General features: G+C 70.0%; 22 protein-coding genes, 1 tRNA gene and 1 pseudogene. 9 read left to right on the forward strand and 15 right to left on the reverse strand.

Going from position 1 to position 20,543, the window contains the following annotated elements; all coding sequences use genetic code 11:
* Nucleotides 1-161 precede the first annotated feature (161 nt).
* Both ESO89_RS10195 and ESO89_RS10200 read left to right on the forward strand, forming a co-directional pair.
* Nucleotides 162-398 (forward strand): hypothetical protein, encoded by a 237-nt coding sequence (locus ESO89_RS10195; RefSeq protein ID WP_008848264.1) that lies wholly within the window; start codon nucleotides 162-164, stop codon nucleotides 396-398.
* Complete coding sequence (locus tag ESO89_RS10200) at nucleotides 391-744, forward strand: type II toxin-antitoxin system PemK/MazF family toxin (protein ID WP_128905412.1); 354 nt, start codon at nucleotides 391-393, stop codon at nucleotides 742-744. The genes ESO89_RS10195 and ESO89_RS10200 overlap by 8 nt, the downstream gene beginning before the upstream one ends.
* 1 nt (nucleotide 745) lies before the next feature.
* Here the strand turns inward: ESO89_RS10200 and ESO89_RS10205 are convergent, their stop codons facing one another.
* From ESO89_RS10205 to ESO89_RS10225, 5 genes are all read right to left on the reverse strand, one after another.
* The gene (locus ESO89_RS10205) at nucleotides 746-1,039 is read right to left on the reverse strand and encodes a chorismate mutase (protein WP_128905413.1); all 294 of its coding nucleotides are present in this window, start codon (nucleotides 1,037-1,039) and stop codon (nucleotides 746-748) included.
* Between the two features lie 41 nt (nucleotides 1,040-1,080).
* Complete coding sequence (locus ESO89_RS10210) at nucleotides 1,081-1,989, reverse strand: shikimate kinase (RefSeq protein ID WP_128905414.1); 909 nt, start codon at nucleotides 1,987-1,989, stop codon at nucleotides 1,081-1,083.
* 98 nt (nucleotides 1,990-2,087) lie between these two features.
* Entirely contained in the window at nucleotides 2,088-2,663 is a 576-nt protein-coding gene (locus ESO89_RS10215; protein WP_128905415.1) for a hypothetical protein, read from the reverse strand.
* Between the two features lie 85 nt (nucleotides 2,664-2,748).
* The gene (locus tag ESO89_RS10220) at nucleotides 2,749-3,210 is read right to left on the reverse strand and encodes a hypothetical protein (RefSeq protein WP_128905416.1); all 462 of its coding nucleotides are present in this window, start codon (nucleotides 3,208-3,210) and stop codon (nucleotides 2,749-2,751) included.
* Entirely contained in the window at nucleotides 3,207-4,634 is a 1,428-nt protein-coding gene (locus ESO89_RS10225) for a hypothetical protein (protein WP_128905417.1), read from the reverse strand. Before ESO89_RS10225 ends, ESO89_RS10220 begins: the two co-directional genes overlap by 4 nt.
* Before the next feature lie 117 nt (nucleotides 4,635-4,751).
* Between ESO89_RS10225 and ESO89_RS10230 the strand changes: the two genes are divergently transcribed.
* From ESO89_RS10230 to ESO89_RS10240, 3 genes are all read left to right on the forward strand, one after another.
* Entirely contained in the window at nucleotides 4,752-5,210 is a 459-nt protein-coding gene (locus ESO89_RS10230) for a DUF5796 family protein (protein ID WP_128905418.1), read from the forward strand.
* A 64-nt stretch (nucleotides 5,211-5,274) separates the two neighbouring features.
* Entirely contained in the window at nucleotides 5,275-5,625 is a 351-nt protein-coding gene (locus tag ESO89_RS10235) for a ferredoxin (protein ID WP_128905419.1), read from the forward strand.
* A gap of 92 nt (nucleotides 5,626-5,717) precedes the next feature.
* Nucleotides 5,718-5,802, forward strand: a tRNA-Leu gene (locus ESO89_RS10240).
* 120 nt (nucleotides 5,803-5,922) lie between these two features.
* Here ESO89_RS10240 and ESO89_RS10245 read toward each other — a convergent pair.
* Both ESO89_RS10245 and ESO89_RS10250 read right to left on the reverse strand, forming a co-directional pair.
* Complete coding sequence (locus ESO89_RS10245) at nucleotides 5,923-6,141, reverse strand: hypothetical protein (protein WP_128905420.1); 219 nt, start codon at nucleotides 6,139-6,141, stop codon at nucleotides 5,923-5,925.
* A gap of 66 nt (nucleotides 6,142-6,207) precedes the next feature.
* The gene (locus ESO89_RS10250; protein ID WP_241686192.1) at nucleotides 6,208-6,702 is read right to left on the reverse strand and encodes a MoaD/ThiS family protein; all 495 of its coding nucleotides are present in this window, start codon (nucleotides 6,700-6,702) and stop codon (nucleotides 6,208-6,210) included.
* 181 nt (nucleotides 6,703-6,883) lie between these two features.
* Between ESO89_RS10250 and ESO89_RS10255 the strand changes: the two genes are divergently transcribed.
* Nucleotides 6,884-9,169 carry a nitric-oxide reductase large subunit gene (locus tag ESO89_RS10255; RefSeq protein ID WP_128905421.1) on the forward strand — a complete coding sequence of 762 codons (2,286 nt, stop codon included), beginning with the start codon at nucleotides 6,884-6,886 and terminating at the stop codon, nucleotides 9,167-9,169.
* Between the two features lie 22 nt (nucleotides 9,170-9,191).
* On the opposite strand, the gene ESO89_RS10260 is transcribed toward ESO89_RS10255, so the two are convergent.
* Nucleotides 9,192-9,635 carry a CBS domain-containing protein gene (locus ESO89_RS10260; protein ID WP_128905422.1) on the reverse strand — a complete coding sequence of 148 codons (444 nt, stop codon included), beginning with the start codon at nucleotides 9,633-9,635 and terminating at the stop codon, nucleotides 9,192-9,194.
* Nucleotides 9,636-10,049: 414 nt separating this feature from the next.
* Between ESO89_RS10260 and ESO89_RS10265 the strand changes: the two are divergent.
* Nucleotides 10,050-10,499: pseudogene (locus tag ESO89_RS10265) on the forward strand (AIM24 family protein); the annotation flags it as partial.
* 349 nt (nucleotides 10,500-10,848) lie between these two features.
* Here ESO89_RS10265 and ESO89_RS10270 read toward each other — a convergent pair.
* A complete protein-coding gene (locus ESO89_RS10270) occupies nucleotides 10,849-12,528 on the reverse strand; it encodes a Na+/H+ antiporter NhaC family protein (RefSeq protein WP_128905423.1) in 1,680 nt (559 codons plus the stop codon).
* Nucleotides 12,529-12,693: 165 nt separating this feature from the next.
* Here ESO89_RS10270 and asd point away from each other — a divergent pair, with 165 nt between their 5' ends.
* Entirely contained in the window at nucleotides 12,694-13,740 is a 1,047-nt protein-coding gene (gene asd / locus ESO89_RS10275; RefSeq protein WP_128905424.1) for an aspartate-semialdehyde dehydrogenase, read from the forward strand.
* 69 nt (nucleotides 13,741-13,809) lie between these two features.
* On the opposite strand, the gene ESO89_RS10280 is transcribed toward asd, so the two are convergent.
* The gene (locus ESO89_RS10280; RefSeq protein ID WP_128905425.1) at nucleotides 13,810-15,810 is read right to left on the reverse strand and encodes a 3-hydroxyacyl-CoA dehydrogenase/enoyl-CoA hydratase family protein; all 2,001 of its coding nucleotides are present in this window, start codon (nucleotides 15,808-15,810) and stop codon (nucleotides 13,810-13,812) included.
* Between the two features lie 126 nt (nucleotides 15,811-15,936).
* On the opposite strand from ESO89_RS10280, the gene ESO89_RS10285 reads away from it, so the two are divergent.
* Nucleotides 15,937-16,533: a DNA-3-methyladenine glycosylase family protein gene (locus tag ESO89_RS10285; protein ID WP_128905426.1), complete on the forward strand. Its 597-nt coding sequence runs from the start codon at nucleotides 15,937-15,939 to the stop codon at nucleotides 16,531-16,533.
* Nucleotides 16,534-16,570: 37 nt separating this feature from the next.
* Here the strand turns inward: ESO89_RS10285 and ESO89_RS10290 are convergent, their stop codons facing one another.
* From ESO89_RS10290 to ESO89_RS10310, 5 genes are all read right to left on the reverse strand, one after another.
* On the reverse strand, nucleotides 16,571-16,924 hold the full coding sequence (locus tag ESO89_RS10290; RefSeq protein WP_128905427.1) for a nuclear transport factor 2 family protein: 354 nt from the start codon (nucleotides 16,922-16,924) through the stop codon (nucleotides 16,571-16,573).
* A complete protein-coding gene (locus tag ESO89_RS10295) occupies nucleotides 16,921-18,126 on the reverse strand; it encodes a potassium channel family protein (RefSeq protein WP_128905428.1) in 1,206 nt (401 codons plus the stop codon). Before ESO89_RS10295 ends, ESO89_RS10290 begins: the two co-directional genes overlap by 4 nt.
* Nucleotides 18,127-18,196: 70 nt before the next feature.
* A complete protein-coding gene (locus ESO89_RS10300) occupies nucleotides 18,197-18,730 on the reverse strand; it encodes a hypothetical protein (RefSeq protein ID WP_128905429.1) in 534 nt (177 codons plus the stop codon).
* 37 nt (nucleotides 18,731-18,767) lie between these two features.
* Complete coding sequence (gene mch / locus ESO89_RS10305) at nucleotides 18,768-19,706, reverse strand: methenyltetrahydromethanopterin cyclohydrolase (protein WP_128905430.1); 939 nt, start codon at nucleotides 19,704-19,706, stop codon at nucleotides 18,768-18,770.
* Between the two features lie 63 nt (nucleotides 19,707-19,769).
* The gene (locus ESO89_RS10310) at nucleotides 19,770-20,231 is read right to left on the reverse strand and encodes a hypothetical protein (protein WP_128905431.1); all 462 of its coding nucleotides are present in this window, start codon (nucleotides 20,229-20,231) and stop codon (nucleotides 19,770-19,772) included.
* Between the last annotated feature and the right edge of the window lie 312 nt (nucleotides 20,232-20,543).

Below are 20,543 nucleotides of genomic sequence, written 5' to 3' on the forward strand. Positions count from 1 at the left end.
GTCTCCGAATTGTCGTTGCTATTACCAATTTTGAGCGGGGAAATAATCCGGGCCGTGAGAAGCTCACGCTATGAGACTGATTCTATGACAGGCTCTCTACGAGAAACTCCGTGGGTAATAGTGGGCAACACATATCAACGGTGGGTCCGTACCGGGTGTCGATGAAAGTAGACGCAACGGACCTCAAAACGAACGAGACGGACGACCGGGGTCGAGTCTATCTCGGCACCGAGTACGCGAACAAGCGCGTAACCGTCGCCGTCGTTGAGGTGGAGTCCGACCGTCCGGACGACGACGAGCTGGCAACCGCCTATCGGGAGGCCTCCGAGAGCGCAGAGGCACTCGCCGAGGAGTGGAGCGAAACGTCCGACGAAGCGTGGGAACGCCTCGATGAGTGACGGCACGGACGTGCGACGGGGTGACGTGGTTATCGTTCGGCTTGACCCCGCCGAAGGACACGAGATGAAGAAGACGCGGCCGGCCGTGGTCGTTCAAAACGATATCGGAAACCGGAACTCCAGTACGACCATCGTCGCGCCCGTCACAGGGACCCATCGCGAGTATCCGTTCGAGGTGTTCGTCGAGGCGGACGGGTCACCGCTCGAAAAGGATTCCTCAGTCCGGTTGGACCAGATTCGAACCGTCTCGGTTCCGGAACGGATTCACTCGGTCGTCGGTTCGCTCGACGGACCCACGATGGCTGAAGTCGACGAGGCACTACACCTGAGTCTCGGCCTCGGCTGAGCTATCGGCTCTCCCGCTGTTCCACCTTGTTCAGCTCGATCAGCAGTCGGAAGATCGCCTTCACGAGGTTGGCGTCGACGTCAAACTGCTCGGCGTTCTCGCCGGCGCGCCCCATCACGCGCTCCTCTTGGCCCTCGTCGGTCGTCGGGAGGTCGCGCTCGTTTTTCACGGCCGCGACCGTGTCGGCGACGTAGGTCCGGCGGGCGATCAGTTCCACGATCTCGCGGTCGATGTCCTCGATCTCGCGTCGCAGTTCGTCGAGGCTTCGGTCCTCGGAGTTCGGTGTGTCGCTCATTGGTAGGTAGTGGGATCAGTCGGTGGTGTGCTCACGGGTGCTCACTCGACGGCCGCGCCGTCGTTTCTGGTCGTCGTTCGCCGCAGCGTTCCGGGGCGGTCGCCCCACGCGTCGGCGACCGCGTCGAGGTCGGTGGCGGGGTCGTCGGGGGCGGCGACGGCGACGACGCTCGGGCCGGTGCCCGACAGCGACACCCCGGTCGCGTGGGGCATCGCCTCGACCGCGGGGTCGGCGTCGAAGCCGAGCGCGGCGGAGAAGGCGAGCCCGTTGACGGTCATCGCCTCCGCGTACCGGGCGTCGAGCGCGAGGTCGGCGACCAGATCCGCCATCGGCGCGACGGCCTCGCAGCGGGCCGCGTCCGCGTCCGCGCTGTAGGCGCGCTCGGGCGGGGTCCAGACGAGGACGTTCCAGTCGACGGGCTCGCGGGCGCGCAGCTCGTCGGCGCCGTTGTCGGTGACGGTGACGCCGCCGAGCATCGAGGCGGTCGCGTCGTCGAACGCGCCCGTGACCGTGACGCCCGCCTCGCGGGCCGCCCGCACGCCGAGCCGGCATGCCTCTAGGCGGGTGACGTCGACGGACGGGTCCGAGGCGTCGCCGTCGGCGGCCAAGTCCCCCGTCGTCAGCCCGAGCGCGTCGCAGGTCGCGAGGACGGTCGCGTTGGCGGCCGCGCTGGAGCTTTTGAGTCCCGCCGCGAGGGGCACGTCGCTGTCGGTCCGGACCGTGCCGCCCTCGCCGTCGCCCCAGCGCTCGGTCGCGAGCGCGACGCAGCGCTCGATCAGGGCGGTGTCGGCGTCGGGGTCCTCGGCGATTTCCCCGCTCACGCCGTCGGCGTCGGGATCGAGCGCGACGCTCGCGCGCGTCTCGACGTCGATGCCGAAGGCCGCGCCGGTGCCCGTCGCGAGCGCGTTCAACACGGTGCCGGCGCCGAGCGCCGCTGCCCGTCCCTCCATGCACTCACGGCTCGCGAGCGCGGACAAAGAGCTAGCGATCACGGCGAGTCTCTCGGGAGGCCGGGCGGCCTTCCGGGACCGGTTCCTGCGGCGACCGCTCACAGGGGCTCCGCGCGTCTGACCGCCGCGTCGACATCGTACCAGTCCGGGGCCGGACGGGTGTGCGTCTCGCTGTTGGGGACGGTTATCGACACCTCGAACAGCTTCGTCCCGTCGTCGAACCGGTTTCCGGCGGTGAACGAGCCGTCCACGTTGTCGTATCCGACCGGCTTCCGGTCCCGCAGTCCAGTCGCGTACGCGTCCACGCGAAGCTCGACGGTCCCGTACGTGAATCGTCCGGCGTTCTCGACCGTGATCTCCGCCTCCACCGTCGTCTGGACCCCTCCGTCGGTCACGTCAACCACGTCCGCGTCCGTGACCACCAGTCCGGCGCCGTCGGGACCGAGTTCGTCAGGGACATCCCCGTCGTCGGCCTGCTCGGCGGTCGCGCCGTCGCCCTCGGCGAGCGACTCGCGTGCGGCCTCGCCCTCCGAACCGCTCTCGGCGTCGTGCCCCGCGTTCCCGCTCCCGATCGCCCCCTCACCGGCGCCGTCGCTCGACTCCACGAGGCAGCCGGCGAGCGCCCCGGGAACCGCCGCGGCCAGCAGTCGCCTGCGGGACAGCGAGCGCGTCATGGCCTCCCCCTCGTCGCCGAGCGACCTAAAGGTGGGCCTCGGAACGCGCCCCGGTCGCGGTGCGGGCGGGCTCGGTCCGCCATGGTCACCCGATCACCGACCCGAGGACGCCGGTCGCCGCGCCGACGACGGCGGCGACCACGCCGGTCGTGAGCATCGGTCCCGACGCGTCCGCGATCCCGTGGGCCTGCGTCGCCGCCTCGCCCTGCGAGGCGACCACGAGGACGACGACGACGACCCCGTAGACGAGGGCGCCCAGCCCGCCGCCGACTCCGCAGGTCGCGGCCGCATCGCCCGCGTCGTAGGCCCGAGACCCGACGAGCACGCCGAGCACGCCGGCGATAGCGGGCGCGAGCGCGAGGGACGCGGCGGTGACGGCGAGGTACGACTGCGCGACGAACACCGGGCCGAACCGGGCGGTCTCGCCGGTCGCCGCGGTCGCGAGCGCCGCCTCCGCCCACCCCGTCGTCGCCGCGGCGACGAGACCGACGCCGGCACCGACGACGGCGAACACCGCCGCCGTGACGCCGACCCCGTTCGCATTCATCGGACCGCCCACCCCTCGACAAGCCGCCCCTGCCACCCGGTTCGCTCCTCCCACGCGTCGCCGGAGAACCCGGTCGCGAGGACGAACTCGCCGGCCCGCACGACGTACCCGTACTGCACCCCGGCGTGCTCGTCGAACCCGTACCGCTCGCCCTCGGCTTCGTGGTGGTAGAGGCGGTGCCAGCGGATCGGTCCGCCCTCCCCCGCCGCCGCCTCCGCCTCCGCCTCCGCCTTCGCCTCCGCCTCCGTCTCCGCCTCCGTCTCCGTCTCCGCGCCGCCGTCACCGTCCGACGATGTCGCGTTCCCGGAGAAGTCGGACCCGGCGGCGGTCGCGTCGGGATCGATCGGCGCGCGTCCCTCCGTCGACGCCGCGTCGAGGACCGCGTCGAGCCGGTCGCTCGCGGTCGCCGCGTCCGGGTACCGCTGGACGTACAGAGGCGTCCCGTCGAGCTCGTGTGCCCACCCCGCGAAGGTCCGGCTCGGGCGGTTCCCGGCGTCGGGACGGGCCGCGAACGCGACGAACAGCTCCTCGGTCCGATCCCGCGGTCTGGTGACCGGCCCGAGCCGGGCGCGCAGCTCCTCGCGGCGGTCGGTCCCGAACGCGCTCCCGTAGATCCTCGGTGTCCGGTCGCGGTCGTGCGCCTCCTCGTCGTACGGCTCGTGCGCGAACGCCGAGAACCCGCGGCTCGCGAGCGCGACCTCCACGAGCGTTCCGCCTCGGGCCCGCCGCCGCTCCGCGTCGCCCTCGGGGAGCGGAGCCAGCAGCCGGTCGAGCAGGCGGTTGTGGATCGGGTCGCGCGAGAACGCCTCCCGGATGTAGGTCGCCGTGGCGACGGCGGCGAAGCCGTCGCGCATCCGCGAGAGCTCCTCAAGAAAACGGTCGACGTCGCTGCGGGGGGCGAACGTCCGGAGCTTCTCGACGTGGCGCTCGGTCCGAGAGACGATCCGGGAGCGGGGGCTGAAGTGCGGCTCCAGCGCGTCGGCGGCGGTGTCGGCGGCGGCGCGGCCGGCCTCGTCGAGCCGGTCGGCCATCTCGACGGTCGCGGCGCCGTCCGCGTCGGCCGCGTCCCGGACGGCGTCGACCTCGGAGACGAGCCCCCGGATCGCGTTCCGGTACGTCTCGACCGCCGACGGGTACTCGACCGCGAACCAGACCGCGTCGTCGACGACCTCGCGGGTCGCCGTCGCGAGCGCCTCGGTCGCGACCGACTCGGGGCCGTCGCCGTCGGCCTGCTCCTCGCCGTCGTCCGCGTCGTCCCCGTCGCCACCGTCGTCCGCGTCGTCCCCGTCACCACCGTCGTCCGCGTTCGGCGGGTCCTCGGCAGCCGCGTCGGGGTACTCGACGCCCTCGACGCCGAGACACCCGGAGATCCCGGCGACCGCGGCGGCGCCGACGCCCAACAGGCCCCGTCGCGTCCGTTGCATGGAATACCCTCCCGGCGGCGGAACCTTAAATGTGCCATCCCCGATTCTCGCTTCTGAATGGGCGACACTCGACCGCCGAGCGCGCCCCTTTTGAGGCGGGCGCACCGAACGTCGCGTATGTCAGCACCCTCACGCAGCGACGTTCCCCCCACGTCGATCGGGATCGACCTCCGCGAGGAGGGCGTCGTCGTCGAGTACCTCGACGGGCGGACCACCCTCTACCGCGGCGTCCCGGACGCCGTCGAGGGGTCGGTGACCGCCGGTCCGGGCAAGGAGACGCACGTGCTCGTCACTGACCCGACGGAGACGGAGGGCGTGATGACGTACGTCAACGACTACAACACCGACGACGAGATCTTGGAGGACTCCGGCGTCGGCCGCGTCATCGTCGAGGACAGCGAGCGCGACGAGGTGTTCCCCGGCGTGATCGTCGGGCGGGAGGGGCAGCGCAACGAGGTGATCGCCGACCCCGAGGTCGCCGGCGGCCGCGTGTTCGTCTTCGTCGAGGACGGCTGGACGGAGGGGAGCTACGAGATCGTCGAGGCGCCGGAGGACGGGCTCGACGCGCACCGGTGAGCACGCTCCGCGAGAGGATGAAAACGACCGACAAACGAAAGTCCGGCCGGCGTCGATCACGGGTATGAGCGACGAGGCGGACGCCGACGGCGAGGCGCTGCGCGCGAGCGACATCGGCGGCGAGGGGCCGCCGATCGAGGAGAAGCCCTACAAGATCGTCTTCGAGGCGAACAAGTGCTTCGGGGCGGGCAAGTGCGCCGAGGTCGGTGACAACTGGGTGATGGACGTGCAAAGCGGGATGGCGAAGCCGCGGTCGTACTACGTCGGCGAGGACGACTTAGAGGAGAACGTTCGCGCCGCCGAGGTGTGTCCCGCGAAGAAGGAACAGGGGGTCATCCACGTTGTCGACCGCCGCACCGACGAGGAGATCGCGCCGGACCCGCACGGCGACGGGACGCTCTCCGTGGACTGGTAGGGGCGGTCGCGCGGTGCGAGCGCCCTGACTCCTCCGGGCGCCGACGCGACATCCGAAAGGGGTTTGACCCCGCCACCGGAACCCAGATCCGCGCGGGGGTGGCTGAGCCTGGCCAAAAGCGGCGGACTTAAGATCCGCTCCTGTAGAGGTTCGAGGGTTCGAATCCCTTCCCCCGCATTGCTGTCGCGAGCGCTTCGCGAGCGACAGCAATCGGCACAGAAGGGATTCGAATCAGGGAGGTCGCGCGCAGCGAAGCGAGCACGTCCGACCGTGGTTCGAATCCCTTCCCCCGCATTGCTACGCTCGCTCGTCGAGCCGGTGCGTCGCCCAGCCGTACCCCTGTCTGAGCAGTCGTCCCGCGCCGATCAGGGTCAAGACCGCCGCGCCGGCGACGACGCCGAGGTGGACCACCCGGAACGAGGGCGCCGGCGTGTACCGTCCGACGACGAGCAGCACGACGAGTAGGAGCCACAGGAGGTACGCACCGATGCCGAGCCGATAGAGGGCCGCGTACATGGTTTCCGACGCGAAGCGAATTCTGAAAAACGTACCGGACGGCGAGGCGAGCGGGGGAGCGCAGAGCTAACAGCAGAACATGAACGGGTACACCAGCGCGACCCGGTCGCCGTCCTCCAGCTCGGTGTCAAATCCCTTCTCGTTCTCGTTGAAGTGGCCGTTCACGAGGATTCGGGCGTACGCGATGGTCTGCTCGCCGACCGGGTTCTTCGTCCACGTCCCCGGCAGCTCCTCGGGCGTCGGCGCCCAGCCGGTGTGGGTCGCCTCCGCCTCGCTCTCCGCGATCAGCATCTCCTGTAGCTCCGGGTACTCCGCGAACAGCTCGTCGAGGAACTCCCGGAGGGTGTCCCCCTCGAACGCGTACTCGAACTCGAACTTCCCGAGTTCCGTGCGGACGTGGCCGGTGCACCGCACCGTAACGGTGGTCTCGGCGATCGTCTCCGCCGCGCTCGCGGACTCCGGCGCGCTTTCCGACTCCGCCGCGCTCGCGGACTCCGGCGCGCTTTCCGACTCCGCCGCGCCCGCGGACTCCGGCGCCGCCGCCTCGCTGGTCGTTGGCATACCCGTTCGTACGCGCCGTTTCCCGGTAAGCCACGGCACGAACATGTTCGTGCCGCCGGCTCGCGCGGTCGGTCTCGGCCTGTAGCGACCGCGACGGCGGCTGACGGTGTCAGTTACCGAGAACGGCGTCCGAACATGTTGCCGCCAAACTGATAGTCCGTGTGGGGGTAACGCTCACCCGATGGAGCTCACGCGCAAGACGATCGCGAAGGTCATCGTCGCGGCGTTCCTGTTGAACCTGGCCGTGATGGGCGCCGGGGCGTGGTTCGCGTATCAGGAGGCGCCGCCGATCCCCGAGGAGGTCGTCGGTCCCGACGGCGAGACGATCGCCACCGGGGAGACGGTGCAGGACGGGAAGGCGGCGTTCCAACAGTACGGGTTGATGAACCACGGGTCGATACTCGGCAACGGCGCGTACTACGGCGAGGACTACACCGCCGAGACGCTCGAGCTGAAGACCCAGCACATGCGCGAGTACTACGCGCAAGCGGAGTACGACGCCGGCTACGACTCGCTCAGCTCCTCGGAGCGCGCGGCGATCGACCAGATGGCCCGTGACGACCTCGACAGCGCGCACGACGGGAGCGACACCGTCCGGTACTCCGCCGCGGAGGCGTACGCCCACGAGCAGGTGCGCGAGACGTACGTCGCCCGGTACCACGGCGGCGACCACGACCGGGGCGTTCCGGTCGGGATGATCGAGTCGACCGAGGAGGCCGAGGACTTCGCCGACTTCGCGCTGTGGACCGCGTGGTTCGCCCACACCGACCGGCCCGACGGCGACAACTCCTACACGAACGAGTGGCCCTACTCGCCGGGTGCCGGCAACGACGCGACCGGCGCCGCGATGACGTGGAGCGTGATCGCGATGGTGCTGCTCGTCGGCGCGGCGGGCGCGGCGATCCTCCTCTACAAGTCGGTGAAGCTCCCGGAGCCGTCCGCCGAGGGGATCTCCGTGCCGGAGCCGGGCGACGTGAGCGTCTTCCCGAGCCAGCGCGCGGCGCTCCGGTTCATCCCCATCGCCGCCGGGCTGTTCTTGGCGCAGGTGCTGTTGGGGGGGTTACTGGCCCACTTCTACATCGAACGGGCCGGGTTCTTCGGGATCGAGGAGGTGTTCGGAACCCACATCCTCCAGCTGCTCCCCTTCGCGATCGCGAAGACGTGGCACATCGATCTGGGCATCCTCTGGATCGCGTCGACGTGGCTCGGCGCCGGGCTGTTCCTCCCGCCGCTCCTCACCGGCCACGAGCCGAAGCGCCAGTCGACGTACGTCAACGTCCTGCTCGGCGCGCTGGTGACCGTCGTCGTCGGCGGGATGGGCGGCATCTGGCTCGGCGCGAACGGCTACTTCGACGGCCAGCTGTGGTGGCTCCTCGGCAACGAAGGGTTGGAGTACCTCGAAGTCGGGAAGGTGTGGCAGGGCGGCTTACTCGCCGGCTTCGTCCTCTGGGCGATCCTCGCGATCCGCGGGCTCAAGCCGCTGCTCGACCGCGAGCCGGTGTACGGGCTCGCGCACATGATCCTCTACGCGGGCGGCTCGATCACCCTGCTGTTCGTCGCCGGCTTCCTTTTCACGCCGTCGACCAACATGGCCGTCACCGAGTTCTGGCGGTGGTGGGTCGTCCACATGTGGGTCGAGGGTGCCTTCGAGTTCTTCATCGTCGCGATCATCGGGCTCACGCTGGTCTCGATGAACCTCCTCACGCGGCGCAGCGCGGAGAAAGCCGTCATGCTGCAGGCGCTCTTGGTGATGGGGACCGGCGTCATCGGCGTCTCGCACCACTACTGGTGGGTCGGGATGCCCGACTACTGGGTGCCGATCGGGAGCGTCTTCTCGACGCTGGAGCTGCTCCCGCTGATCTTCATCCTCTACGAGGCGATCGGGCAGTACCGGGCGATGAGCGAGACCGGGTTCCCCTACAAGCTCCCCTTCATGTTCATCGTCGCCAGCGGGGTGTGGAACTTCGTCGGGGCCGGGGTGCTCGGCTTCTTCATCAACCTCCCGCTGATCAACTACTACGAGCACGGCACCTACCTCACCGTGGGCCACGCCCACGCCGCGATGTTCGGCGCGTTCGGCTTCCTCGCGCTCGGGATGGTGGCGTACATGCTCCAGCTGTCGATCGACCCCGAGCGCTGGGACGGCTCCTGGCTCCGGGCGTCGTTCTGGTGTTGGAACGTCGGGCTCGCGCTGATGGTGTTCGTCTCGGTGCTCCCCATCGGCTTCCTCCAGTTGGAGGTCGCGTTCACCGAGAGCTACGCCGCGGCGCGCAGCCTCGCCTTCTACGAGGGGTCGCTCGTCCAGACGCTGTTCTGGGCGCGGCTGCCGGGCGATACCCTGCTCATCCTCGGGACCGTCATCTACTTCGCGGATCTGATCCGCAAGCGGTTCGTCCTGCGGAGCTCCGCCGAGGACCCGAGCGTCGACGACATGGCCGTGGCGGAGGGGATCATCGACGACGACTGAGCGGAGCCCCGGACGGTCCAACTCACCCGTCGAGCCGGTCCCCCCGACTCGACCAGCGCTCCGCGTCGGTCGCCAGATCGCGCACCTCGCGTCTGATCCCGGCGTAGTTGTCGACGACATCTCCCGTCGTGACGATCCCTACCGGGGTCATCCCGTCGACGACGACGAGCTTCTTCACCCCCTCGGAGCGCATTCGGTCGGTGGCGGCCCGGAGTGTCTTCGTCGGCTGGATCGTCGCGAGCGGGCTGCTCATCGCCCTCCGAAGCGGGATGGCCGAAAAGGGATCGTCGGTGACGTATCCCGCGTGGAGCACGTCGGACTCGGTGGCGATCCCCGCGGGCGTCCCCTCGTTCGTGACGACCACGCTGCCGACCCGGTTCCGGAGCATCCGCTCGACCGCATCCCGGACCGACGCGCCGGCGTCGCAGGTGACGAGGTCGGTCGACATCACCTCTTCGACGAGCATGCGTCCCGGTACTCGGGCCGGCCACTTGAGAACGGGGGTCGGTCTGGCCTCACACCGATCCGACGAGGGTGAGAAGGCCGACCGCGGCTGCTAACCCCACCGTCACGAGGAGTCGATCCCCCGCCGAAGCGGCCAGTCGCGTGACCGCGTCCCCTCGGGGCGAACACCGAACCGGACCGAGAGGTGTCGGACGGTCGTCGGGCGCCAGTTCGGGAACCGACACATCACACGACCGAAAGCCGGCGGCGATCCGGCGGAGCCGTCCGCGCGGTACGAGTATCCCGTCCGGCTTCGTGAGCTGTGGTGGTACAAGCCGCTCTTTTCAGAGTCGAACGCGACGGCCGGTCGCCGAAGGCCACGAACGCGGAGGGGCGCTGCGTCCGTCCGATGGGAAGCCGTACTCGGGGCGGACGGGGCCGGGGCCTAGCTATCATGGAGGCCGAGGGCTCCGGCACGCTCTACGTGGCCGAACAGGGCAAGAAGGTACAGATCCTCTCACTCGACGCCGGTGAGTCCATTTCGGTCAACGGGACCGACGTGCTGGCGTTCGAGGACGCCATCAGCTACGAGATCAGCACGGCCAGTGGACTCTCTCAGGCTGCCGCGGGCGGGCTGACGAACGTGTTCCTCACCGGTCCGGGAACCGTGGCGGTCACGACCCACGGCGACCCCGCCGTGATGACGCCGCCGGTCACAACCGACCCCGACGCCACCGTCGCGTGGAGCGCCGACCTCTCGCCGTCGATTGAGACGAACAAGACGATCGAGATCGGGCAGACATCCGGCGAACAGCTACAGATGCGGTTCACCGGCTCCGAGGGGTTCGTCGTCGTTCACCCCTACGAGGAAGGCGGCCAGCGATGACGCCAAACACCCCAAAGCGAAACAGCTTCGCGTCCGGCTAGCGGTTCTCCCACCGTTCGTTCGAGCCCACGTCGGACGAGCCGTCTCGTCGCTTCGAGATCGTAGACCGAAATGTACGCCCGCGACACTAACGACCGGTCTCATCTCCGGCGGCGTGCCGCGTCGACCGGGAAACCCTCGTGGCGGGCGGTCGCCTGCGCGGCGACGGGCGGGTCGCGTGTGCGACCACATGTGACGCGCCTGGGTTCTCCGCGCGGTCATCGCTCCCATCGGGGAGTACTCGGGCGGGGACTGAGGGCGCGCGTCCACGGATAGCCCCTCGCCGGGTTTAAAGGGTCCGTTGGGACGCTCAGTCGCTCTGCTCGTCGCCGGCGACGACCACGCGCTCGCCGTCGTCGGTCTGCGGCTCCGACACCGACACCGGATCGATCCCGCGGCGGGCGGCGTCGAACTCGGAGAGGAGGTAGACGAGGCCGGCGAGCAGGACGGCGCCGAGCGGGAGCAGCGCCAGCGGCGTCACCCGGGTGAACCCCCACACGACGAGGAGGAGGACGACGACCGCGGCGACGGTGACCGCGTAGTAGATCTGCGTGCGGACGTGGTCGATCAGGTCGGCGCCGGTGAACGTCGCCGAGAGGACGGTGGTGTCGGAGATGGGCGAGCTGTGGTCGCCGAAGATGGCGCCCGAGAAGATGACGCCGACCATCGCCGCCACGAGCGTGTGGCCCGCGGCGCCGCCGCCGCTGACCTCCCACGCGATCGGGATCGCGATGGGGGTGACGATCCCCATCGTCCCCCACGAGGTGCCGGTCGAGAAGGCGATGACGCCGGCGACGACGAACACCAGCGCGGGGAGCAGCGCCGGCGAGACGGAGCCGACGGTCGCCGTCGCCACGTAGTCGCCGGTGCCGAGCGCGTCGATGGCCTCGCCGATCCCCCACGCGAGCACGAGGATGGAGGCCGCGGTGAGCATGATCCCGAACCCGTCGATCGTGTACTCTGTCGCGTCGCCGACGCCGAAGATACCGTACAGCTTCCCGAGGGCGAATCCGCTCGCGACCATCGCGAACGAGCCGATCATCAGCGCCACCTCGTAGGAGGCGTTGAGCGCGGCGTCCCACAGCCGCCCGCCGGCCGCCTCGAACTCCCCGGCGAGGAGGTCGCCGCCGAAGCCGGCGGGCGAGAAGTCGCCGGACCACAGCGCGGTCGCGACCGTGACCGCGATCAGCACCGCCACGGGGACGAAGAAGTTGGCGAGTCGGGGCGTCGACGCCGGCGGCTCGCCAAGCTCGCCGGCCACGTCCTGCATCGGCACGGCCTCGTCGCGAGTCACCCTCCCCGAGGTCCACGACCGGTTCTCGGCGGTCAGCATCTCGCCGTAGTCGCGGCCCGACCCCACGATCAACAGCACCATCACGATCGCGAGGATCGCGTACATGTTGAACGGGATCGACGAGACGAACACTTCGAAGGTGCCGGGGCGGTTCGCCTCGGCGACCCCCGCGGACTCGTACCCGTCCGAGATGAGCGACAGCTGGAACGCGACCCACGAGGAGATCCCCAGCGTCGCCACCGGGGCGGCGGTGGAGTCGACGATGTACGAGAGCTTCTCGCGGGAGATCCGGAAGCGGTCCGAGACGTCTTTCATCGCCGAGCCGGCGATCGCGGTGTTGGCGTAGTCGTCGAAGAAGAGGACGATCCCGAGTCCCCACGCGACGAGCCCGGCCTGCCGCTGGCTGTCGAGCCGTTCGAGCGCCCAGTCGCGGACGGCGGCGGTCCCGCCGAGGTTCCACACCATGGCGACGCCGGAGCCGAGCAGCAGGGTGAACACGAGGATGGTCGCCTGGAACTCGTCGGAGACCGCCGCCACGATCCACTCGAACGTCTGGACGATCCCGAGCCCGCCCGTGACGATGACGGCCCCGGACCAGATCCCGAGGAACAGCGACAGCACGGCCTTCCGAGTGATCACTGCTAGCAGGATCGCGAGCACCGGCGGCGCGACGGACAGCGCTCCGAAGTCGGTCATGACAGGTACTGCCACGGGGAAGTATATAAACGCCGCGTGCCGCGCCAGCGCGCGGTCGTCGTCACCGGGGCGCGGTCGCTTCCGCCCGGCGCGGGCGCGGTCACCGACCGGCGGAATCGGCGCGTATCCGAACGCACTTACGTCCCTGTGACCGACTCACGCGCAATGTCTGTACGAGTCGGCATCCTCGGCGCCACCGGCGCCGTGGGACAGCGGTTCATCCAGCTCCTCGACGACCACCCGACGTTCGACCTCGCCGCGGTCACCGCCAGCGCGGACAGCGCGGGCGAGACCTACCGCGAGGCCGCCAAGTGGCGCGTGAGCACCCCGATCCCGGACGACGTGGCCGGGATGGAGGTCGCGGAGACGACCCCCGCGGGGATCGCGGACGATGACGTTGACCTCCTCTTCTCGTCGCTCCCCTCGGGCGTCGCCGCGGAGGTCGAGCCCGCGTTCTTGGAGGAGGGGTACGTCGTCTCCTCGAACTCCTCGAACGACCGCATGGCGATGGACGTGCCCCTCACGATCCCCGAGATCAACCCCGGCCACCTCGACCTGATCGAGGTTCAGCGCGACGAGCGCGGCTGGGACGGCGCCCTCGTCAAGAACCCGAACTGCTCGACGATCACGATGGTCCCCACCCTCGCCGCGATCGACCGGTTCGGGCTGGAGAGCGTCCGCGTCTCCACCCTGCAGGCGGTCTCCGGCGCGGGCTACTCCGGCGTCACCTCGATGGAGATCATCGACAACGCCATCCCGCACATCGGCGGCGAGGAGGACAAGATGGAGGCGGAGTCGCGCAAGCTCCTCGGCGAGTTCGACGGCGCGCAGGTCCACCTCCACGGCGCCGACGTGGCCGCCTCCTGTAACCGAATCCCGACGCTCGACGGCCATCTGGAGAACGTCTTCGCCGAGTTCGCCGAGGACCCCTCGCCGGCCGACCTCCGCGAGGCGATGCGCTCGTTCGAGGGCGCCGGGTCGCTCCCGAGTTCGCCCGACCGGCTCATCAAGGTGTTCGGCGACGACGAGCCGGAGCGCCCGCAGCCCCGCCTCGACCGCACGTACGCGGACGGGATGGGCATCGTCGCCGGCGGCGTGCAGGCGACGAACGCCGGCGCGAAGTACAACTGTCTCGCGCACAACACGATCCGCGGCGCCGCGGGCGCCTCGCTGCTCAACGGCGAGCTGCTCGTCGAGGACGGGTACGTCTAGGGAGGCTCGGAGGCGATCGGTGGCGGCAGCGACTCTCGGATTCTTGTAACCAGACGAGAGGCGGCGACCCTACTTCCCCTCGAACTCGGGCTCGTCGTCGCCCATGAACGCCGTGACGCCCTCCATGAGGTCGTCGGTGTTCATCACGTGCCCGAAGCCCATCGCCTCCACTTCGAGGCCGGCCGCGTCGTCGCCGCGGCCGGCGTGCATCGCGCGCTTCGTGTACTTCTGGGCGATAGGCGGGCCGCTCGCGAGCTGCTCCGCGAGGTCCCACGCGCGCTCGTCGAACTCGTCCGCCGGGACCACGTCGTTGAGGAAGCCGTACTCCGCCAAGGTCTCGGCCTCGTAGCGCTCGGCGGTGAAGATGATCTCCTTGGCGCGCCCCTCGCCGACGATCCGGGCGAGCCGCTGGGTGCCCCCCCAGCCCGGGAGGAGTCCGAGGTTGTGCTCGGGCTGGCCCAGTTCCGAACGCTCGGAGGCGACCCGGAGGTCCGCCGCGGTCGCGAGCTCCATCCCGCCGCCGAGGCAGTAGCCGTCGATCGCGGCGACGACGGGCTTGTCCGACGCCTCCAGCTTGCCGAACGTCTGCTGGCCCTGCCGCGACAGCTCGACCGCGTCGATCGGGTCCGCGCCGCCGGCGGCCATGCTCTGCACGTCGGCGCCCGCGGAGAACGCGCGGTCGCCGGCGCCAGAGAGGAGGATCGCCCGCACCTCGTCGTCGGCATCGAGGCGGTCGATCGCGTCGGCGAGCTCGTCGAGCAGCTCCCCGCTGATCGTGTTCATCCGGTGCGGGCGGTCGATCTCGATATGGCCGATCCGGTCCTCGACGGCGACGGTGAGGGTGTCGTAGGCGGCGAACGCGTCGCCGCCGTCCTCGCCGTCGGCGCCCTCGGCGTCTGCACCGTTTCCGCCGTGGAAGCCCCCCGCCTCGGCGGCCTCGCGCAGGGAGTCGGTGGCCTCGTAGCGCGCCTCGCCCGTCTCCTCGTGGAGGTCGTCGAGCACGTCGACCAGTTCGTCGAGCCCCTCGCTGTCGGCGAGCTTCGCGGGGCCGTCCGGGAAGCCGGCGCCGAGCATCACCGCGCGGTCGATCGCGGGCGGGTCGGCCACGTCGTTGCCGACGAGCCCGGCGACCTCGTTGGCCATCACGGCGAGCAGGCGCTGGCGAACGTCGGCGTCGACCGCGTCGGACGGGATCTGCGCGCCGCCGTTCTCGTAGTCGTAGAACCCCGAGCCGGTCTTCTTCCCCAGCTCCTCGGCCTCGACCTTCTCGACGAGCAGCGGGCAGGGCCGGTACGCCTCGCCGAGGGTCTCGTGCATGTATTCGAGAACGTGGTAGCCCACGTCGATGCCGACCTGGTCGGCGAGTTCGAACGAGCCCATCGGGAGCCCCATGTCGAACTTCGTCGTGGAGTCGACCGTCTCGATGTCGGCGTCGCCGGACTCGACGATCCACGCCGCCTCGTTCATCAGGGGGACTAGGATGCGGTTGACGATGAAGCCGGGGCTGTCCTTTCGGACGCGGACGGGCGTCTTCCCCATCGACTCGGCGAGCCCCTCGATCAGTTCGAGGGTGTCCTCCGAGGTGTGTTTCCCGGAGATGACCTCGACCAGGTCCATCCGCACCGGCGGGTTGAAAAAGTGCATCCCGCAGAAGCGCTCGGGGCGGTCGATGACCTCCGACAGTTCGGTGATAGAGAGGCTGGACGTGTTGGTGACGAAGACGGCCTCGTCGGGCGCGTACTCGACGACCTCGTCGTACACGTCCTTCTTGATCGCCATCTTCTCGGGGACGACCTCGATCACCACGTCGGCGTCGACGAGCGAGTCTTCGAGGTCGACGACGGTCTCCACGCGGTCGAGCGCGGCCTCCGCCTCCTCCTCGCCGATCCGGTCCTTCTCGGCGAGCTTGCCGAGCGACCACTCGATCTGGTCGTAGCCGTCCTGTACGAATTCCTCCTCGATGTCCCGCAGCGCCACATCGTAGCCGGCGAGCGCGGCCACCTCCGCGATGCCGTGCCCCATGTTCCCGGCGCCGAGAACCGTTACGCGCTGGACGTCTTCGAGCTGCATACGGAAACGGTCGGAACCGTCATGGTTGAACGTTTCCATCTTCCAAACGAAAAACGCACCGTAAGTTTATCTCCGTGCGTCTCACGGGAGAAACCCACTCCCGTCTCCGGACCCAACCGCTTCTCGATGAACGAGCGAGTCGCGGCGACCCTGCGCGAGGACCCGACGATGGCGCGGCTGATCGACCGACACGGCCCGCTGGCGGTCGAGCCGGCCGGCGACGAGTTCGCGCGCCTCTGCACCTCGATCGTGAACCAGCAGCTCTCGACCGCCTCCGCGGCGGCGATTCGCGAGCGATTTGTGGACACGCTCGGCGGCGATCCGACCCCGGATCGGGTGCTCGCGGCCGACGAGGACGACCTCCGCGAGGCGGGGCTCAGCGGCACGAAAGTCGAGTACCTGCGCGAGGTCGCCGGGGCCTTTAGCGACGGCGACCGCGACCTCACGCGCGAGGGGCTTGCAGACGCGAGCGACGAGACGGTCGTGGCCGCACTCACCGAGATCCGGGGCGTCGGCGAGTGGACCGCGCGGATGTACTGCATCTTCGCGCTCGGCCGCGAGGACGTGCTCCCGCTGGGCGATCTGGCCGTGCGGAAGGGGATCGAGCAGGTGTACAACGACGGCGCGGAGCTGACGCGCGCGGAGATGCGCGAGATCGGCGAGGCGTGGCGCCCCTACCGGAGCTACGGGACGCGATACGTCTGGGCCGAGTACGAGTCCTGAAACGGGAAAAACGCGAGGTCGGTGCCGTCCGAGAGGCTTACTCGCCGTCCGACGCCGCGTACGTCTCCAGCGCCGCGAGCCGCCCGTCTTCGACCGAGAAGACGTCCACGAACGCGAATAGCTCGTCGCCGTCGGCGTCGAGCAGTCTCCCCCGAACGGCGACGCCCGGACCCTCTGGGTACACCGCGTCGACGGCGTGGGCCGTGTCGGTCATCGGGCGCCCGTCGCGCATGAACGCGACGAACCGGTCGCGTCCCTCGAAGGTGCGGTCGGGGCGCCGCTGGACGAACTCGGGATCGAGCAGGGCAGCGAGCCGGTCGTACTCGCCGGCGTCGAGCGCGTCGTAGTACGCGCGGACGGGACGGGCGTCGTCTGTTCGGGGCACGGTCACGCCGCCAGCGCCTCGAACTCCTCGGCCGAGGTGCGGGTCCCCTTCGAGATGACGGCGTCGCCGGCTCGGAGGGTGGTGTCGATGTCGTGGCCGACGAGCCACCCCTCGTCGGGCCGCCGGATCGCGATGACGCTCGTCGAGATGTCGGTCGCGGGAATCCCGTCCTCGATCCGAGTCCCGTCGAGGTCGCTTCCCTCACCGATCACGGTCCGGACGATGATCTCGTCGGACTCCTGGACCGCCATCTCCACCACCGGGTGGACGCCGATGTCGCGCATGACGCCCTCCGTGATCTCCAAGGCGGCGTCGGAGATCTCCTCGGTCGCGACGCCGAGGTGGATCAGCCCACGCAGCGAGACGGGGTCGTCGGCCTCGCGGGCGGCCCGGAGCGTCCACGCCTCGAACCGGGACTGGAGCGCGTCGACCTCGATCTCCAGGTTCGACACCTCCTCGGCGAGCGCCTCGTTGTCGAACAGGACGGAGCCGTACGCCAGATCGACCGCCAGCTCCGAGAGGTCCTTCATCAACACGATGGAGTCGACCGCGCGCTCCAAGTCGTCGATGGCGGGCTCCGGGGGCTCGTCCGGCTCGAACGGGTCGCCGGTCAGCGTCGGGTGCACGTCTGCGACCCCCGTCTCCGGCCCGCGGAGGAGCGTCACGTCGCCGGCCTCGATCCGGGTCGTCGGACCGGGGTTGAGAATCCAGTCGTCGTCGCGCCGGATCGCGATGACGCGCACGCCCGTCTCCGACTCCAAATCGATGTCCTTCAGCGTCCGCCCCGCGTACGCGGAGTCGGGTGAGACGGTGCCACGGACCAGCGTCTCGACGCCTTCAGTGAGCGCGCCCCGCATCGCGTCGGGGAGGCCGATCTCCTCGGTGACGATCTTGGCGATGTCGCCGGCGGCGTCGGAGATCTTGTCCGCCGCGCCGATCACGCCGAGCACCGGCGCGAGCGTCTCGGCCTCGTCCGGGCTCCGCGCCGCGAGCATGAGGCTCATCCGCGCCCGCATCTGCAGCACGTCCATCCGGTGTTCCAGCTCGACGACCTCGTGGGCGATCGTCGGGCTCCCGTGGAGGACCGCGGAGTACGACAGGTCGATCAACAGCTCGGCGGTGTCCTTCATCTCCACGAGCAGGTCCTTCACGCTCGTCGGCTCGTACCGGACCGTCAGGGGTCCGTCCCGCCCGTCGAATCGTCCCATGAGAAGTTCCTCTCCGGCTCCGAGTAAAAGGCTTGTCACGAGTCGCCCGCAGGTTCCGCGAACCGTCGTTTCAGGCGTCTTCGCCCGCGACGTAGGCGACCGAACGCTCGCCCGGATCTCCACGCTCGCCCGGATCGATCGGTTCGGCGAGGTCGACGAGCGCGAGCCACCGGAGGAGCCGGGCGGCGCGCTCGCCCCACGTCGCCTCCCAGTTCGGATCGCGGGCGCGGTCGTGTCGCGGTACCGACTCCCGCGTCGCCGCGAACAGGTCGTCGTGGATGAGCGGGTCCGCGGCCGAGGCGTCTCGAAGGGCAGCGAGCGCCTCCGGAACGAGGAGCACGCCCTCGCGAATCCCCTCGCGGACTCGCTCCGCGGTCGGCTCGGCGTCAGCCCGGACGAACCCGCGGGGCGTCTCCCGGACCAGCCCGAGCGCGCGCAGGAACGCCAGCCAGTCGTTCGCGGTCTGGCGGTCGGGGAGCCCCTGCCGCTCGCGGAGCCGGGCGCAGCAGTCGTCGGTGCTCCCGGGAACGAGCGGCACGGCTCGCTGGAACGCGCGGAGGTCGTCGAGCGAGTCGGGGGGTTCGGGGACGGGTTTGAGCCTCATCGTCGGGGGACGGGACGGGTCGACGCGGCGGCCGGCATCAGCGGTAGCCGAACGACTCCGCCAGCAGCTCCTCGTCCGTCTCGCCGACCGTGTAGACGGGGCCGTCGACGACGTCGACGGTGACCTGCGCGGGGGCGAAGACGCGCTCGTCGACCTCGTAGAAGTCCCAGTCGGCCTCCTCGAACACCTCGACGAAGGGCGTCCCGTACTCCTCGCGGGCGGTCGAGACGATCTGGTCGAAGCGGTCGTCGTCGCGCGCGACCTGCAGGTGGACCTCCCCGCCGTACGCGAGGGCGTCGTTCGTCCGCCCCATCGCCAGGTCCTCGTCGCGGGTGGCCGGGGCCATCGGCGCCGAACCGGAGGCGTGGAGCACGTCGGTCGGCTCGTAGCCGAGCTCCAGCAGGCGGAAGACGGCGAGCTCCGCGGCGCGGGCCGCGGTGGCGACCGAACCCGCGGTCGAGCCGGTCGCGTACGCCGGCAGGAACACGCCCTCGGCGTCGACCTCGGCGAGGTCGGCGACGTGTTCGGCGACCTCCTCGGTCGGGAGCGTCGTCGACTCGACGGCGAGCGTCGCGAACTCCGAGGAGTCGTAGTAGCCGACGCGCTCGAACTCGGTCTCCTGTCCGACGAGCGCCCGGGCCGGCCCAGAGCCGAGCCCCTCGAAGCCGGAGTCGAAGGCGAGTTCCCAGCCGGCCTTCTGCGAGCAGAGCAGCGCGATCGCTGGGTGGTCGGTCGACAGCTCGACGTACTGACGCGGCGCGCCCGCGACCTCGCCCATGCGGGTGCGGAGGTTCGCGAGCCCGGCGGTCTGGATCTCGGCGAGCAGCAGTCCCGCCTCGACGCCGCCCGCGGCGTCGACGCCGAAGTCGACGACGGTGGCGCCGTTGTCCAGCTCGTAGCCGACGACGTCGAGCTCGCCGGCGAAGTCGAGCGCCTCGTCGACGAGCTCGATCGCGGTCCGGTTGATGCTTTCCATACGCCGGTGTACTCGCTCACCCGTTAAGGGGTTTGTCAGTCGGCCGCGAACTCCCGCGAGCGCTCACCAGAAGCCCCCGTCGGAGTCCCCCGAGCCGCCCGAGCCCCTCGGTCCGCCCGGACCGCCCGGACCACGCGGGCCTCCCGGACGCGGATCGGGATCGATCTCCACCAGCTCCGACTCCGCGCGCGGGTCGATCTCGCGACCCTCCTCGTACCGAACGAACGAGAGGTAGAAGGGCTCGCCGCAGCCGATGCCCTGGGCGTCCGGCTCCCGATAGGGCTCGTCGCCGCCCACGTCTGACCCGCGGACGCCGTCGTGCGGGTCCCAGTCGACGCCGTCGCTCTCGCCGCAGACGAACCGGACGCCGTCGGCGTCGTCGCCATCGAACGCTCCCGTCGGGGCCACGTACGACCACCCTTCGAGGGGGTACGGCGTCACCGACTTGTCCGCGAGGTAGCCGTCGCGCTCCAGTTCGACGAGGGTCCCGCAGTGCGGACAGTAGTAGGTGACCGGGTAGCCCATGCGGATCGTACGGACGTCGTTTATAAAGGAGCGTCGGCAGGTGTGCCGCTGACCCGGTCACGGTCACTATCGCATATAACTAGCTGTGCGGTGGCGCGCGCCTCCGAGCGCCCTAATAAGGGCGCGAGGAGCGCCGCGCGAGGGAGTCGGTCGTCCGGAGCAACGCGGAGGGCGACCGACGAGGCTGGGGAGGCGTGAGGTGTGGTTGCTGTGCGGGGCGGGACTCAAAGGGGCAGCCGCGAGGACGGCGCAGGTGACGCAAGCACTGCAGGGAGCGAGCATCGCGAGCGACTGAAGCGCACAGCGAACGTG

Source organism: Halorubrum amylolyticum (genome assembly GCF_004114995.1).
GTDB classification, from domain to species: Archaea; Halobacteriota; Halobacteria; order Halobacteriales; family Haloferacaceae; genus Halorubrum; species Halorubrum amylolyticum.

Bases quoted from the DNA above. Each gene is read 5' to 3' on its own strand.
- ESO89_RS10195 (WP_008848264.1), top strand. From the start codon at position 162: ATGAAAGTAGACGCAACGGACCTCAAAACGAACGAGACGGACGACCGG.
- ESO89_RS10200 (WP_128905412.1), top strand. From the start codon at position 391: ATGAGTGACGGCACGGACGTGCGACGGGGTGACGTGGTTATCGTTCGG.
- ESO89_RS10205 (WP_128905413.1), bottom strand. From the start codon at position 1,039: ATGAGCGACACACCGAACTCCGAGGACCGAAGCCTCGACGAACTGCGA.
- ESO89_RS10210 (WP_128905414.1), bottom strand. From the start codon at position 1,989: ATGGAGGGACGGGCAGCGGCGCTCGGCGCCGGCACCGTGTTGAACGCG.
- ESO89_RS10215 (WP_128905415.1), bottom strand. From the start codon at position 2,663: ATGACGCGCTCGCTGTCCCGCAGGCGACTGCTGGCCGCGGCGGTTCCC.
- ESO89_RS10220 (WP_128905416.1), bottom strand. From the start codon at position 3,210: ATGAATGCGAACGGGGTCGGCGTCACGGCGGCGGTGTTCGCCGTCGTC.
- ESO89_RS10225 (WP_128905417.1), bottom strand. From the start codon at position 4,634: ATGCAACGGACGCGACGGGGCCTGTTGGGCGTCGGCGCCGCCGCGGTC.
- ESO89_RS10230 (WP_128905418.1), top strand. From the start codon at position 4,752: ATGTCAGCACCCTCACGCAGCGACGTTCCCCCCACGTCGATCGGGATC.
- ESO89_RS10235 (WP_128905419.1), top strand. From the start codon at position 5,275: ATGAGCGACGAGGCGGACGCCGACGGCGAGGCGCTGCGCGCGAGCGAC.
- ESO89_RS10245 (WP_128905420.1), bottom strand. From the start codon at position 6,141: ATGTACGCGGCCCTCTATCGGCTCGGCATCGGTGCGTACCTCCTGTGG.
- ESO89_RS10250 (WP_241686192.1), bottom strand. From the start codon at position 6,702: ATGCCAACGACCAGCGAGGCGGCGGCGCCGGAGTCCGCGGGCGCGGCG.
- ESO89_RS10255 (WP_128905421.1), top strand. From the start codon at position 6,884: ATGGAGCTCACGCGCAAGACGATCGCGAAGGTCATCGTCGCGGCGTTC.
- ESO89_RS10260 (WP_128905422.1), bottom strand. From the start codon at position 9,635: ATGCTCGTCGAAGAGGTGATGTCGACCGACCTCGTCACCTGCGACGCC.
- ESO89_RS10270 (WP_128905423.1), bottom strand. From the start codon at position 12,528: ATGACCGACTTCGGAGCGCTGTCCGTCGCGCCGCCGGTGCTCGCGATC.
- asd (WP_128905424.1), top strand. From the start codon at position 12,694: ATGTCTGTACGAGTCGGCATCCTCGGCGCCACCGGCGCCGTGGGACAG.
- ESO89_RS10280 (WP_128905425.1), bottom strand. From the start codon at position 15,810: ATGCAGCTCGAAGACGTCCAGCGCGTAACGGTTCTCGGCGCCGGGAAC.
- ESO89_RS10285 (WP_128905426.1), top strand. From the start codon at position 15,937: ATGAACGAGCGAGTCGCGGCGACCCTGCGCGAGGACCCGACGATGGCG.
- ESO89_RS10295 (WP_128905428.1), bottom strand. From the start codon at position 18,126: ATGGGACGATTCGACGGGCGGGACGGACCCCTGACGGTCCGGTACGAG.
- ESO89_RS10300 (WP_128905429.1), bottom strand. From the start codon at position 18,730: ATGAGGCTCAAACCCGTCCCCGAACCCCCCGACTCGCTCGACGACCTC.
- mch (WP_128905430.1), bottom strand. From the start codon at position 19,706: ATGGAAAGCATCAACCGGACCGCGATCGAGCTCGTCGACGAGGCGCTC.
- ESO89_RS10310 (WP_128905431.1), bottom strand. From the start codon at position 20,231: ATGGGCTACCCGGTCACCTACTACTGTCCGCACTGCGGGACCCTCGTC.